The organism is Pseudomonas sp. MIACH, assembly GCF_001269925.1.
Lineage (GTDB): Bacteria > Pseudomonadota > Gammaproteobacteria > Pseudomonadales > Pseudomonadaceae > Aquipseudomonas.
The window spans coordinates 69897-84010 of the sequence record NZ_LHVO01000028.1; the positions used below are offsets into that span (position 1 = coordinate 69897).

The window sequence follows — 14114 nt, forward strand, 5'->3', positions numbered from 1 at the left end:
ATGAACACCCATTTTTCCTGCGTCGGCTGCGGCAAATGCTGCAGCGATCATCACGTGCCCCTTACCCTCGCGGAAGCCCGTATGTGGGCGGCGGACGGCGGTAATGTCATCGTTCTGGTGGAAGGTTTCCTGAGCAATGGCCTGGGCCTGCCCCAGCAGCAGCGCGAACATGCCGAGCGCCGTTCGGTGGTGGTACCCAGCGGCAACACCGAGGCATTTGTGGCAATCACCTTTGCCGCCTACAACGCCGGGCGCTGCCGGAATCTTGACGCAGACAACCTGTGCCGCATTTATGAGCGCCGCCCGTTGGTGTGCCGCATCTACCCGATGGAGATCAACCCGCATATCCCGCTCAACCCCGCCGCCAAGGATTGCCCGCCGCAATCCTGGGAACAGGGCCCGGCATTGATCGTCGGTGGTGAATTGGTGGACCAGGAGCTGGCGGAGCTGATCCAGCGCTCACGCCAGGCCGACCGAGACGACGTGCAGACCAAAGAGGCGGTGTGCGCCTTGCTGGGCATTCGCACCACGGCGCTCAAGGGGGATGGATTTACCGCGTACCTGCCGGACATGAGCGCGTTTGCCCAGGCGATTGAGCTGGCGGTGGACCAGCCGTCCGTGGCCAGTGAGTGGGTGTTTCATGTCTCGGGGATGGACATCGCCGAGCAGATGCTGGATGCCGGGGCGCAGATTGCCACCGAGGTGCCGGCCAACTACGCGTTTATCTCGCTGCGGGCGGCGTAAACCCTGCAGGTGTCATCACGCGGCGGTGGCGATTAATCCGCCATCACGACTCGGCAGGCGCGGCGTCCAGGCGGTAGGGTTGGATAATCCGTTGGTACTCGCCGTTCTGCTTCAGCTGTTCAATGGCGCAGTTGAGTTCGCTGCGCAATGCGGTGTCGGGCTTGCGCACTGCGATGGCCACGCCATCCCCCAAAAGCGCGGATGAAATGGCAGGGCCGACGAAGTCGAAATCGTGACCGTCTTCGGTGTCGAGCAAGGCTTCGCGAATTTCTACGGTGCCCTGCAGTGTCGCGTCAATTTCACCGGCTACAAGGCTGCTGACCAGTTCATTATTGAGCCAGAAACTCTTGACGATGACGCCCCTGGGGGCCCATGCCGACAGCGCAAAAGCCTCGCGATTGCTCCCCAGCAACACGCCCACACGCTTGCCCTTGAGCGACGCTACCCGGGGCAGCAAGTCTGATGTGCGGCGGGCCACCAGGCGCGTGGTGAAGGGGTAGAGGTTATCGGTGAAGCTGACCCAACGTTGCCGTTGCGGCGTAGGCGCCATCCCCATGATCGCGTCGAATTTTCTGGCTTCAAGGGAGGTGAAATCTTCGGCAAGCACCTGGTCGACCCAGGTGCAGCGTGCATTCAACTGCACGCACAGGGCGTTGCCCAGCTCGATATTCAAGCCTACCAACTGCCCTTGCGGGTCGCGGCTCTGGAAGGGGGGGAATTGTGCGGCAACGGCGAAACGGATTTCGCGACGTGGTGGGTCATTGGCTGCAAGGGCATTAGCCGAAAGCAACAGGGTAAACACTACACAAATGTGTATCAGGGCCACGGGGGACATCCTTTTCCGGAAAGACCAGCATCACCGTGCTCCCCCTGAATTCACTGGGGCAGAGCAAAGGCTGTGCAAGCTTTCAAGAAACGGACGTAGGCCTACAATCAGACATTTCAGCAGAAACTGTAGGCCATAATCGATACGGCCTTAGGCTTATAAACCTCAGCGTTTACCCATCGAACGCCGAGTACCCGGCGGGGCCATGCCTGGCGACTTGGTATGGCCGTTCTTGGCGCCGTTTTTGTACCACGGCTGGGCCGCATTCTTGGCCCCTGCCAGCTCACCCGGCTTGAACGGAAACTTGAACGCCGGGATCTCGGCTTTTTCAACGCCTTCAGCGCTGGCCGGATCGACGATGTCGGTCGCTTCAACAGGGGGTTGTGTCGGGGAAGTCATGAAAGCTCCGGAACGTGCAAAAAATGATGCGAGGCCGGATTGCGGGCCACACTGGCACGCAGTATACCTGCGAGCTTCAGATCTTTAACCACCACCTGTACGAATGGTCAGAGTTTACTGACAGCGCTGTCAGTTAGCCGTCACCGTGCTGACCGGGTAGGAGGGCTATAAAGACCACTCACTCTCCCCATCCTTTGCCTCGGCGCCTCACCCATGCAGATTCAACGAAAAACCGCCCTGATCGTGGGTGTCCTCGTGGTAATAGCGATTGCGGCCTGGGCACTGACCCGGCCAGCCAAGGCCAAACTGGCGGCGCCGACCGCGGTCCCGGTGCGAGTGGTGAGCGTCGCGCAGCAGGACATTCCACGCTTTGTCAGCGGCATCGGCACCGTGTTGTCCCTGCACAGTGTGATCATTCGTCCGCAAGTCGACGGCATTCTCACCCAATTGCTGGTGAAGGAAGGCCAACGGGTCAAGGCCGGCGACCTGCTGGCCACTATTGATGACCGCTCGATCCGCGCCAGCCTCGACCAGGCCAAGGCGCAACTGGGCGAGAGCCAGGCGCAGTTGCAGGTGGCGCTGGTCAACCTCAAGCGCTACAAGGAATTGAGCATCGACGACGGCGTGTCCAAGCAGACCTACGACCAGCAACAAGCCCTGGTCAACCAGCTCAAGGCCACCGCCCAAGGTAACCAAGCTGCAATCGACGCGGCCCAGGTACAGCTTTCCTACACCCGGATTCGCTCCCCCGTCAGCGGCCGCGTCGGTATTCGCAATGTGGATGAAGGCAACTTCCTGCGCACCAGCGATACCCAGGGCCTGTTCTCCGTGACCCAGATCGACCCGATTGCCGTTGAGTTCTCTCTGCCGCAACAGATGCTGCCGACCCTGCAAGGCCTGATCGCCGCGCCCACCCAGGCCAGCGTCGACGCCTACCTGGGCGCCGACACCGATGGCCAGACCGGTGATTTGCTCGGCGAAGGCCACCTGAGCCTGATCGACAACCAGATCAGTTCCACCACCGGCACCCTGCGCGCCAAGGCCGAGTTCGACAACGCCTCGCAACGCCTGTGGCCGGGGCAACTGGTGACCATCAAGATCCAGACCGCCCTCGACAAAAATGCCTTGGTGGTGCCACCGACCGTGGTGCAACGCGGCCTGGATTCGCACTTCGTGTACCGGGTCAGTGGCGACAAAGTGGAGGTGGTGCCGGTGCAGGTGACGTACCAGGACAGCGACGTCAACATCATCAAGGGCGTACAGGCCGGCGATGTGCTGGTCAGTGACGGCCAGTCGCGCCTCAAGGCCGGTGCCCAGGTGGAGGTGCTCAAGGAGCCGCCGCAAGTGATCCAGACCGTCGACGCCAAGGTGCAGCCATGAACGGCAGCCGCTCACCCTCGGCATGGTGCGTCGACCACCCGGTCGCCACCCTGCTGCTGACCTTCGCCCTGGTGCTGCTCGGGATCATTGCCTTCCCGCGCCTGGCCATCGCCCCACTGCCGGAGGCGGAATTTCCGACGATCCAAGTCACGGCACAGCTGCCCGGCGCCAGCCCGGACACCATGGCCTCCTCGGTGGCGACGCCGCTGGAGGTGCAGTTCAGCGCCATCCCCGGCATGACCCAGATGACCTCCAGCAGTGCCTTGGGCTCAAGCCTGTTGACCCTGCAATTCACCCTCGACAAGAGCATCGACACCGCCGCGCAGGAAGTGCAGGCGGCGATCAACACCGCATCCGGCAAGCTGCCCAGCGATATGCCAAGCCTGCCGACCTGGAAAAAGGTCAATCCGGCGGACAGCCCGGTACTCATCCTCAGTGTCAGCTCCGACAGCATGCCCAGCACCGAGCTAAGCGACTATGTGGAAACCCTGCTGGCGCGGCAGATCAGCCAGATCGACGGCGTCGGCCAGATCAACATCACCGGCCAGCAGCGCCCGGCAATCCGTGTGCAGGCCTCCCCCGACAAACTCGCGGCCATCGGCCTGACGCTGGCCGATGTGCGCCTGGCCATCCAGCAATCGAGCCTCAACCTGGCCAAGGGCGCGATCTACGGCGAGAACAGCGTGTCGACGCTGTCGACCAACGACCAACTGTTTCACCCGGAGGACTACGCGCAGTTGATCGTGTCCTACAAGAACGGCGCACCGGTGCAACTGCGCGATATCGCCAAAGTCATCAACGGTTCGGAAAACGCCTACGTGCAGGCCTGGTCCGGCGACACACCGGGGGTCAACCTGGTGATTTCGCGCCAGCCCGGCGCCAACATTGTCGAGACGGTGGACCGCATCCAGGCCGAGTTGCCACGCCTGCAAGGCATGCTGCCGGCCTCGGTGCAGGTCAGCGTATTGACCGACCGCACCAAGACCATCCGCGCGTCCCTGCATGAAGTGGAAGTGACCCTGCTGATCGCCATCCTGCTGGTGGTGGCGGTGATGGCGCTGTTCCTGCGCCAATTGTCGGCGACGCTGATTGTGTCCAGCGTGCTCGGCGTGTCGCTGGTCGCCAGTTTTGCGCTGATGTACCTGATGGGCTTCAGCCTGAACAACCTGACCCTGGTGGCGATTGTGATCGCCGTGGGCTTTGTGGTCGACGATGCCATCGTGGTGGTGGAGAACATTCACCGCCATCTGGAAGCGGGGCTCGACAAGCGCGAAGCGGCGATCAAGGGCGCCGGCGAGATTGGCTTTACCGTGGTGTCCATCAGCTTCTCGCTGGTGGCGGCGTTTATCCCGCTGCTGTTCATGGGCGGTGTGGTCGGACGGTTGTTCAAGGAATTCGCGCTGACGGCCACCTCGACCATCCTGATTTCGGTGGTGGTCTCGTTGACCCTGGCGCCGACATTGGCAGCGCTGTTCATGCGCGCCCCGACCCATCCCGCCCACGACAAGCCCGGCTTCAGCGAGCGCCTGCTCGCCGGCTATGCGCGCAACCTGCGTCGCGCGCTGGCCCATCAACGCACCATGGCCGCCATTTTCGTGGTGACCCTGGCCCTGGCGGTGGTCGGCTACGTGTTTATCCCCAAGGGCTTCTTTCCGGTACAGGACACCGGTTTTGTGCTCGGCACCAGCGAAGCGGCGGCGGACGTGTCGTACCCGGACATGGTCGCCAAGCACAAGGCCCTGGCCGAGATCGTCAAGGATGATCCGGCGGTGCAGGCGTTTTCCCATTCGGTGGGGGTGACCGGCAGCAACCAGACCATCGCCAATGGCCGCTTCTGGATCGCCTTGAAAGACCGCGGTGATCGCGACGTATCCGCCAGCCAGTTCATCGACCGCATCCGGCCCAAGCTCGCGAAAGTGCCGGGCATCGTCCTGTACCTGCGCGCCGGCCAGGACATCAACCTCAGCTCCGGCCCCAGCCGTGCCCAGTACCAGTACGTGCTCAAGAGCAACGACGGCCCGACGCTCAATACCTGGACCCAGCGCCTCACCGAAAAACTGCGCGCCAACCCGGCGTTTCGCGACCTGTCCAACGACCTGCAACTGGGCGGCAGCATTACCCATATCAGCATCGACCGGCAGGCCGCCGCGCGCTTTGGCCTGACCGCCACCGATGTCGACCAGGCGCTGTACGACGCCTTCGGCCAGCGTCAGATCAATGAGTTCCAGACCGAGATCAACCAGTACCAGGTGGTGCTGGAACTGGACACCCAACAGCGCGGCAAGGCCGAAAGCCTGAACTACTTCTACCTGCGCTCGCCACTGACCAATGAGATGGTGCCGTTGTCGGCAGTGGCCAAGGTCGACGCGCCGACCGTGGGGCCCTTGTCCATCAGCCATGACGGCATGTTCCCCGCCGCCAACCTGTCGTTCAACCTGGCACCCGGCGTCGCGCTGGGCGATGCGGTGATCATGCTCAACCAGGCCAAGAATGAAATCGGCATGCCCACCACCATCATCGGCAACTTCCAGGGCGCGGCCCAGGCGTTCCAGAGTTCGCTGGCCAGCCAACCGTGGCTGATCCTCGCGGCGCTGGTGGCGGTCTACATCATTCTGGGTGTGCTGTATGAGAGCTTCGTGCACCCGCTGACGATTATTTCCACTTTGCCCTCGGCGGGCTTGGGCGCGCTGATCATGCTGTCGTTGATGGGCCAGGACTTCTCGATCATGGCGCTGATCGGCCTGGTGCTGTTGATCGGGATCGTGAAGAAGAACGGCATCCTGATGATCGACTTTGCCCTGGAAGCCCAGCGCGTCAGGGGTATGTCACCGGAGGATGCGATCTACGAAGCCTGCGTGACACGGTTCCGACCGATCATCATGACCACCCTCGCCGCCCTGCTCGGCGCGGTGCCGCTGATGCTCGGTGCCGGCCCTGGCGCGGAAATGCGCCAGCCGCTGGGGATCGCGGTGGTCGGTGGCTTGCTGGTGAGCCAGGCGCTGACGCTGTTCACCACGCCGGTCATATACTTGTACCTTGAAAAGTTTTTCCACCGGCCCAAACCAGCGGTTGAGCTGGCGACCCCACACTGAGGCCAAGGCACCGCCCTGGAGCAAAACGCTCATGCGCGTACTGATTGTTGAAGATGAAGAGAAAACCGCCGACTACCTGCACCGTGGCCTGACGGAGCAAGGCTACACCGTCGACGTAGCACGCGAGGGCGTCGAGGGCCTGCACCTGGCGCTGGAGAACGATTACGCGGTGATCGTGCTCGACGTGATGCTGCCCGGCCTCGATGGCTTTGGCGTGCTGCGGGCGTTGCGGGCGCGCAAGCAGACGCCGGTGATCATGCTCACCGCCCGCGAGCGCGTGGAAGACCGCATTCGCGGCCTGCGCGAAGGCGCCGACGACTACCTGGGCAAACCGTTTTCGTTCCTGGAACTGGTGGCGCGCCTGCAAGCCCTGACCCGCCGCAGCGGCGGCCATGAACCGGTGCAGGTCACGGTCGCCGACCTGTGGATCGACCTGATCAGCCGCAAAGCCAGCCGCAACGGCCTGCGCCTGGACCTCACCGCCAAGGAGTTCTCGTTGCTCAGCGTATTGGCGCGGCGCCAGGGCGAGATTCTCTCCAAGACCTCGATTGCAGAAATGGTCTGGGACATCAATTTCGACAGCGACGCCAACGTCGTCGAGGTGGCGATCAAGCGCCTGCGCGCCAAGCTGGACGGGCCGTTCGAACACAAGCTGCTGCACACCATTCGTGGCATGGGCTATGTGCTGGAGAACCGCATGCTGGAGAACCAAAGTGGCGGCTAACTCCATCGCCCTGCGCCTGAGCGGCATGTTCACCCTGGTAGCCTTGCTGATCTTCCTGTTGATCGGCGGCGCGCTGTACCAGCAGGTCGATCGCGGCCTGGGCTTGTTGCCGGGGGCAGAGTTGGACGCGCGCTACAGCGTGCTCGAATCGTCGGTGAACCGCTTCGGTACGCCGGACCATTGGGTGAAAATCAAGGCCAAGCTCAAACTGTTGGCGGAGGAAGACAAACGCATCCGTTTCTGGGTGGTGAGCAGCGACCCGGACTACGAATATGGCAACCCGGACGCGCAGCTGCGTGCCTTTGCCGAGGGGCCCACGGGCAAGCGAGACCTGCACCTGCCCGGCCACGCCTACCCGTTCAAAGTGCTGGTGAGCCAGTTCCCGGCCAAGGAGCAACGCCCGCCGCTGCGCTTCATGATCGCCATCGACACCGAAAACTTTCGCGCCACCCAGCACCATTTGCTGGTGGCGCTGGTCAGCCTGGCGCTGGTCGGCGTAGTGCTGGCCGCGCTGCTGGGTTTCTGGGTGTCGCGCATCGGCCTCAAGCCGCTGAGCAAGCTGTCGGAGGAGGCACAGAAACTGGCCCCGCCGAAGCTCTCCGGGCGCCTGCAACTGTCACCACTGCCACCGGAGCTGAGTCAGTTCGTCAACTCGTTCAACGCCACCCTCGACCGCGTAGAGCAGGCCTACTCGCGCCTGGAGTCGTTCAACGCCGACGTCGCCCACGAACTGCGCTCGCCGTTGACCAACCTGATCGGCCAGACCCAGGTTGCCCTGACACGCGGGCGTTCAGCCGAGCATTACTTCGAGGTGCTGCAATCCAATCTCGAAGAGCTGGAGCGCCTGCGTTCGATCATCAACGACATGCTGTTCCTCGCCAGCGCCGACCAGGGCAGCAAGGCCACCAAGCTGATCGAAAGCTCCCTGGCCGACGAGGTCGCCACCACCCTCGACTACCTGGACTTTATCCTCGAAGACGCCCAGGTCCGGGTGCAGGTTCATGGTGACGCCCAGGTGCAGATTGAAAAAGCCCACCTGCGCCGCGCCCTGATCAATCTGTTGAGCAATGCCGTGCAGCACACCGCGCCCGGGCAGGTGATCGACGTGAAAATTGATGTGCTGGAGCATCAGGTAGCCATCGGCGTGACCAACCCTGGCGATGTGATTGCCAGCGAACACCTGCCACGCTTGTTCGAACGCTTCTATCGGGTGGACGCGTCGCGCAGCAACAGCGGGGCGAACCACGGTTTGGGCCTGGCGATCGTCAAGGCAATTGCGCTGATGCATGGCGGCGATGTGTTCGTGCGCAGCGACGGCAGTGGCAATACCTTTGGCATGATCCTGCCGGTCTAGACACCTCCCACATGGGCGCCGCCATCACTGTTGCGATTTGGGCAACAGTCATTATCTTGTTACACTCTGTATCGCACCGCTCGCCTGCGTTACTTTGACGCATCGATGAGCGCGACGGCAAAGGCAGCTGCCCGCTTACCCGAATTTCCCTCGACTTATTTCCAGGGCTCTACACTGGGAATCTGTCTTAAAGCCGCTGACTTCAGCGGCTTTTTTTTGCCGTAAAAAAGGCCAGGCACACCCCATGACATTGGCCGTTTTCGATTGACCAAAGGAGCTCTACCGGTGAAGAACTCGCTGACGTTCACCCCGTTATTCCTCGCGATTGCAGCAACGATCGTTCCCCTTGCCCACGCGGCAGACACCACCCCCGCCGACGGATTCGTCGAAGGCGCGCACCTCAACATCAACACCCGCAACTACTACATGAACCGCGACCGTCGCGACCTCCACACCGATGACAGCAAGGAATGGGGCCAAGGTTTTATTGGCACCTTCGAATCCGGCTACACCCAGGGCACCGTCGGCTTCGGCCTGGACGTCCACGCCATGCTCGGGCTCAAGCTCGACGGCGGTGGCGGCACCGACGGTTCCAGCATCCTTCCCTACGGCAGTGCTGACGGCAGCGGCAAAGCGCCCGGTTCGTTTTCCACCGCAGGGGGCACCTTGAAGATGCGCGCCTTCGACACCGAGTTGAAGGCCGGTGACCTGTTCCTCAACAACCCGGTGATCGCTGGCGGCATGACGCGCATGCTGCCGCAGACCTTCCGGGGTGTGAGCCTGACTAACCACAGCTTCGACGGCTGGATGCTCGAAGGCGGCCAGGCCAGCTTCACCAAGCTCTACAACCAGAGCGGCCACCGACGCATCGGCACCAGCTACGGCGCATTGCCGAGCAACGCTGACAGCCAGCACATGAATTGGGCCGGCGTGTCGTTCAGCGGCATCCCTGGTGTCACCAGCAACCTGTACGCCTCCGAACTCAAGGACGTGTGGCACCAGTACTACTACGACCTGGACTACACGTACGCGCTGAACGACTTGGTCAGCCTCAATCCCGGCCTGCACTACTACCACACCCAGGACACCGGCCAGTCGCTGCTCGGTGATATCGACAACAACACCTACAGCCTGCATTTCACCGTAGCCGTGGGTCACCACAGCGTCACCGCCGCGTACCAGCGGGTCAACGGCAACACGCCGTTCGACTACATCAGCCAGGGCGACAGCGTGTACCTGGATAACTCCCAGCAATACTCGGACTTCAACGGCCCCAACGAGCGCTCGTGGAAGCTCAAGTACGCCTACGACTTCGCGGGCCTCGGCATGCCCGGCCTGACCTCGGCGGTGTCCTACATCAGCGGTAAGACCGATCTGACCAAAGTCGACCCGCAAAGCCGTGGCTACAGTGCCTGGTACAGCGCTGACGGCAAGGACGCCAAGCACTGGGAACGGGATATCGATTTGAAGTATGTGGTGCAAGGTGGCAAGGCCAAGGACTTGGCGGTGCGCCTGCAATGGGCGACCAATCGCGGCAGCAATGGCTACTCGGCGGTGGATCGGGATGTGGATGAATACCGGGTGATCGTCGACTACCCGATCAACGTGTTCTGACACGCGGATCTTTCTTTTTGACCGAGTATTTAATTTTCATCGGGTAGAACTAAACTGCCAGTACTGCCCCGCTGAAGTTTGCCCGATGAGTCCACCCCGCGTTCGAAGCTTACCGGCACGCCCAGAGCTATTACTGATTCTGGGCAGTGGCCTCACTGTCGCCCTCATCGTGGTCATCGTCGCGGCGTTGCTGATCCGCGAACACGCCAGCACCCTGCAGGCCGCGACGCGCTCAACCACCAATATTGCGCAGTTGATCAATGCCGACGTGCTGCGCAACGTCGAACTCTACGACCTGGCCCTCAAGGGGTTGATTGCTGCCAGGCAACGCGATGACCTGTCCCAGGTTTCCGCGAATATCCAGCACCTGGTGCAGTTTGACCTCTCCACCGCCGCGCCTTTCAAAGGTGAAGTGCTGTTGTTGGATGCCAATGGCGCGGTGATCGCCGACTCTTCGACCCTTCAACCGACCCCGCGCAATTTTGCCAACCGCGATTACTTTCAGATGCATGCCAAGGACGCCCAGGCCGGCTTGTTTATCAGCCGACCGTTCAAGATTCATTGCAACTGCGACCAGCTCTGGCGCATGGCATTCAGTCGACGAGTGTCGGGGCCCAATGGTGAGTTTGCTGGCGTTGCGGTCGCGACCATGCGCCTGGCGTATTTCGACCAGTTGTTCAACACCGTGACCATCGGCAACGGCAGCAGCGTCAACCTGCTTAATAACAAAGGCTTTTTATTAGCCCAACAGCCGCTGCTCGAAAGCGACATGATCGACAAGGACCTGAGCGAGCGACCGAACTTCAAGAGAATACTGCGTGAAGGCAGTGGCACCTTCCAGGCCATCTCCGCCATCAGCGGCAAGGAGCGCCTGTACACCTTCACCAATGTGGGTGAGCTACCGCTGATTGTGGTGGTGGCACTGTCCAGCCAAGATGTATTCGCTCCTTGGAAACGCGCCGCTCTGCTGACCAGTGGCGCCACTGGCATCCTGTGTATCGGTTTGTTATGGCTGACCTGGATGCTGCGCCGCGAACTGCGGCGCCGTTATCGCGCGGAGCGCGTGCTGTCAGAACTGGCAGCCACCGACGCTCTGACCGGCTTGCCCAACCGCCGCATCCTCGACGAACGCCTGCGCCTTGAATGGGACCGCGCGCAACGCTCGGTCGAACCACTGACCGTGCTGATGATCGACGTGGATCACTTCAAGGCCTTCAACGACCGCCACGGCCATCACGGTGGCGACGCCGCACTGCGCACCGTGGCGCAGGTAATCGGCGCCAATATCCGTCGCCCGGCTGACCTCGCGGCGCGTTATGGCGGCGAAGAGTTCGCGGTGGTGCTGCCCCATACGGACACCAAGGGCGCCTGGGTCATTGCCGAGCATATCCGCAGCAGCGTAGAACACTTGCCACGGGTGGCCGGGGATGAGCGGCCGATCACCGTGAGCATCGGCATGAGCACGTGGGACAAACGCAGTCGCATGCCCCTGGAGGCATTGCTGCTCAGTGCGGACCAGGCGTTGTATGAGGCCAAGCACACCGGGCGCAATCGGATTGTGGATGCCACGACGTTGCCATGAGGCCAGCGGACTCATGTGGCGAGCTCGCTCGTCATTCGCAGTGTCTGGCCCGGAGGCATAAAAAAAGGCCACCCGAAGGCAGCCTTTAAAAACTAAAGAAAGAGAGTTGTTACTTACACCGCCGCAACGGGACGCATGTAAGAGATCGGTGCGGTGCTGGCATCTTCGAAGGTCACGACTTCCCAAGCGTCTGTCTGCTCAATCAACTTGCGCAGCAGCTGGTTGTTAAGGGCGTGGCCCGACTTGAAGCCTTTGAACTCGCCTATCAGGCTATTGCCCAGCAGGTAGAGGTCACCGATTGCATCGAGGATCTTGTGCTTCACGAATTCGTCTTCATAGCGAAGGCCGTCTTCGTTCAGTACACCATCCGCGTCGACCACAATGGCGTTTTCAACGCTGCCGCCGAGTGCGAGGTTGTGCTTGCGCAGGTACTCGATGTCACTCATGAAACCAAAGGTACGGGCGCGGCTGACTTCTTTTACAAACGAAGTGCTGGAAAAATCCACGCTTGCACTTTGGGTGCGGTCACGGAATACCGGGTGATCGAAATCGATCTCAAAGCTCACTTTAAAGCCTTCGAACGGGACGAAGGTGGCGCGCTTGTCGCCGTCTTCTACTGTCACTTCCCGCAGAATGCGTATGAACTTCTTGGCTGCGTCCTGTTCTTCCAGGCCGGCAGATTGAATCAAGAATACGAAGGGTCCAGCGCTGCCATCCATGATCGGGACTTCGGACGCGGAGAGCTCGACGTAGGCGTTATCGATGCCCAAACCGGCCATGGCCGAGAGCAAGTGCTCCACCGTGTCCACTTTGACGTCACCGTTGACCAACGTGGTCGACATCGTGGTTTCGCCAACATTTTCCGCGCGAGCAGGAATCTGCACCACAGGGTCCAGGTCGGCACGCACAAACACGATGCCGGTGTCGACAGGTGCAGGCTTGAGGGTCAGGTATACCTTCTCCCCGGAGTGCAGACCTACACCTGTGGCACGAATAATATTCTTCAGGGTGCGTTGTTTAATCATGGCTTGGACCGCTTCAGCGCAAATTGCGAACTGGTATCAACAAAGGCTGGCGATAATAGCAGACCAGACCTTTGCTGAACACCAATCACCTTCATAGCCCTGATACATTCCATTAATCGGCCTGACGACGCAGGAATGCCGGGATGTCCAGGTAGTCCAGATCATCTTGCGGATTCGGGCTACGGGACGCCGCAGCACCGGCCTGAGCCTGGTTGCGCATCACGGTCGGACGGTCCAGGTCACGGTAGTTCACCGACGGCAGTTCCTGGCGCGAAGGCGCTGGAGCGGCAGCCGCTTGGCTGGCGTGGCTGGTATGAACGGTATTGTCGATGACCTTCACAGGCTTCTCGATTTTTGCGCCCAGGCCGGTAGCAACCACGGTCACGTGCAGTTCGTCGCGCATGTCCGGATCGATAACGGTACCGACTTTGACCATGGCGTGCTCGGAAGCGAAGGCTTCGATGATGCTACCCACGTCGGAGTACTCACCCAGGGACAGGTCAGGACCGGCGGTGATGTTCACCAGGATGCCGCGTGCGCCTTGCAGGTTTACGTCTTCCAGCAACGGGTTGCGGATGGCCGCTTCGGTGGCTTCGCGTGCACGGTTCGGACCGCTGGCGCAGCCAGTGCCCATCATCGCCATGCCCATTTCGCTCATGACAGTACGTACGTCGGCAAAGTCGACGTTGATCATGCCTGGGCGCTTGATGATGTCGGAGATACCGCGAACGGCACCGGCCAGTACATCGTCAGCCTTGGCGAATGCGGACAGCAGGCTCGCGTCCTTGCCCAGGATGGTCAGCAGCTTCTCGTTGGGGATGGTGATCAACGAGTCGACGCTTTCAGACAGCAGACGGATGCCTTCGTCGGCGATCTGCATACGCTTGCGACCTTCGAACGGGAACGGACGGGTCACGACTGCGACCGTCAGGATCCCCATTTCCTTGGCCACTTCGGCAATGATTGGCGCAGCACCGGTACCGGTACCGCCGCCCATGCCAGTGGTGATGAACACCATGTTGGTGCCCTGCAGCACTTCAGCAATACGCTCGCGGTCTTCCAGGGCGGCTTGACGGCCGACTTCCGGATTGGCGCCAGCGCCGAGGCCCTTGGTCACGGCTGTGCCCAATTGCAGGATGGTCCGCGCGCCGATGCTTTTCAGCGCCTGGGCATCAGTGTTGGCGCAGATGAATTCAACGCCTTCAATGTTGCTCTTGACCATATGGTTGACAGCGTTGCCGCCGCCACCGCCGACACCGATCACTTTAATGACCGGGCTGGCGGGGATGTTGTCTACGAGTTCGAACATGTTCCCTCTCCTTTCGTTTTCTCTAGTTTTTTCGCCTACTACTTGAAACGGTGTTGCGGTAAATC

The 14114-nt window shown here is 61.3% G+C and carries 11 protein-coding genes; 7 read left to right on the top strand and 4 right to left on the bottom strand.

What is annotated here, in order from left to right; translation table 11 throughout:
• A complete protein-coding gene (locus tag AD670_RS10445) occupies positions 1–744 on the top strand; it encodes a YkgJ family cysteine cluster protein (RefSeq protein WP_053131406.1) in 744 nt (247 codons plus the stop codon).
• 43 nt (positions 745–787) lie between these two features.
• On the opposite strand, the gene AD670_RS10450 is transcribed toward AD670_RS10445, so the two are convergent.
• Complete coding sequence (locus tag AD670_RS10450) at positions 788–1570, bottom strand: transporter substrate-binding domain-containing protein (RefSeq protein WP_053131408.1); 783 nt, start codon at positions 1568–1570, stop codon at positions 788–790.
• A gap of 165 nt (positions 1571–1735) precedes the next feature.
• Positions 1736–1969 (bottom strand): hypothetical protein, encoded by a 234-nt coding sequence (locus AD670_RS10455; protein WP_053131410.1) that lies wholly within the window; start codon positions 1967–1969, stop codon positions 1736–1738.
• Between the two features lie 213 nt (positions 1970–2182).
• Here AD670_RS10455 and AD670_RS10460 point away from each other — a divergent pair, with 213 nt between their 5' ends.
• From AD670_RS10460 to AD670_RS10485, 6 genes are all read left to right on the top strand, one after another.
• The gene (locus tag AD670_RS10460) at positions 2183–3349 is read left to right on the top strand and encodes an efflux RND transporter periplasmic adaptor subunit (protein ID WP_053131412.1); all 1167 of its coding nucleotides are present in this window, start codon (positions 2183–2185) and stop codon (positions 3347–3349) included.
• Complete coding sequence (locus AD670_RS10465) at positions 3346–6441, top strand: multidrug efflux RND transporter permease subunit (RefSeq protein ID WP_053131414.1); 3096 nt, start codon at positions 3346–3348, stop codon at positions 6439–6441. Before AD670_RS10460 ends, AD670_RS10465 begins: the two co-directional genes overlap by 4 nt.
• A 31-nt stretch (positions 6442–6472) precedes the next feature.
• The gene (locus AD670_RS10470) at positions 6473–7165 is read left to right on the top strand and encodes a heavy metal response regulator transcription factor (RefSeq protein ID WP_053131416.1); all 693 of its coding nucleotides are present in this window, start codon (positions 6473–6475) and stop codon (positions 7163–7165) included.
• On the top strand, positions 7155–8519 hold the full coding sequence (locus tag AD670_RS10475; RefSeq protein ID WP_053131418.1) for a heavy metal sensor histidine kinase: 1365 nt from the start codon (positions 7155–7157) through the stop codon (positions 8517–8519). The genes AD670_RS10470 and AD670_RS10475 overlap by 11 nt, the downstream gene beginning before the upstream one ends.
• A gap of 285 nt (positions 8520–8804) precedes the next feature.
• Positions 8805–10133, top strand: coding sequence for an OprD family porin (locus tag AD670_RS10480; protein WP_053131420.1), 1329 nt, complete (start codon positions 8805–8807; stop codon positions 10131–10133).
• An 85-nt stretch (positions 10134–10218) separates the two neighbouring features.
• Positions 10219–11715 carry a sensor domain-containing diguanylate cyclase gene (locus AD670_RS10485; protein WP_053131422.1) on the top strand — a complete coding sequence of 499 codons (1497 nt, stop codon included), beginning with the start codon at positions 10219–10221 and terminating at the stop codon, positions 11713–11715.
• Positions 11716–11828: 113 nt separating this feature from the next.
• Here the strand turns inward: AD670_RS10485 and lpxC are convergent, their stop codons facing one another.
• Both lpxC and ftsZ read right to left on the bottom strand, forming a co-directional pair.
• Positions 11829–12740 (bottom strand): UDP-3-O-acyl-N-acetylglucosamine deacetylase, encoded by a 912-nt coding sequence (lpxC, locus tag AD670_RS10490; protein ID WP_003171886.1) that lies wholly within the window; start codon positions 12738–12740, stop codon positions 11829–11831.
• Positions 12741–12852: 112 nt separating this feature from the next.
• Positions 12853–14049, bottom strand: a complete 1197-nt coding sequence (ftsZ, locus tag AD670_RS10495) for a cell division protein FtsZ (RefSeq protein ID WP_053131424.1) — start codon at positions 14047–14049, stop codon at positions 12853–12855.
• Between the last annotated feature and the right edge of the window lie 65 nt (positions 14050–14114).

Coding starts and splice junctions, on each gene's coding strand:
- AD670_RS10460 (WP_053131412.1), top strand. CDS start 2,183: ATGCAGATTCAACGAAAAACCGCCCTGATCGTGGGTGTCCTCGTGGTA.
- AD670_RS10485 (WP_053131422.1), top strand. CDS start 10,219: ATGAGTCCACCCCGCGTTCGAAGCTTACCGGCACGCCCAGAGCTATTA.
- ftsZ (WP_053131424.1), bottom strand. CDS start 14,049: ATGTTCGAACTCGTAGACAACATCCCCGCCAGCCCGGTCATTAAAGTG.
- AD670_RS10470 (WP_053131416.1), top strand. CDS start 6,473: ATGCGCGTACTGATTGTTGAAGATGAAGAGAAAACCGCCGACTACCTG.
- AD670_RS10445 (WP_053131406.1), top strand. CDS start 1: ATGAACACCCATTTTTCCTGCGTCGGCTGCGGCAAATGCTGCAGCGAT.
- lpxC (WP_003171886.1), bottom strand. CDS start 12,740: ATGATTAAACAACGCACCCTGAAGAATATTATTCGTGCCACAGGTGTA.
- AD670_RS10465 (WP_053131414.1), top strand. CDS start 3,346: ATGAACGGCAGCCGCTCACCCTCGGCATGGTGCGTCGACCACCCGGTC.
- AD670_RS10455 (WP_053131410.1), bottom strand. CDS start 1,969: ATGACTTCCCCGACACAACCCCCTGTTGAAGCGACCGACATCGTCGAT.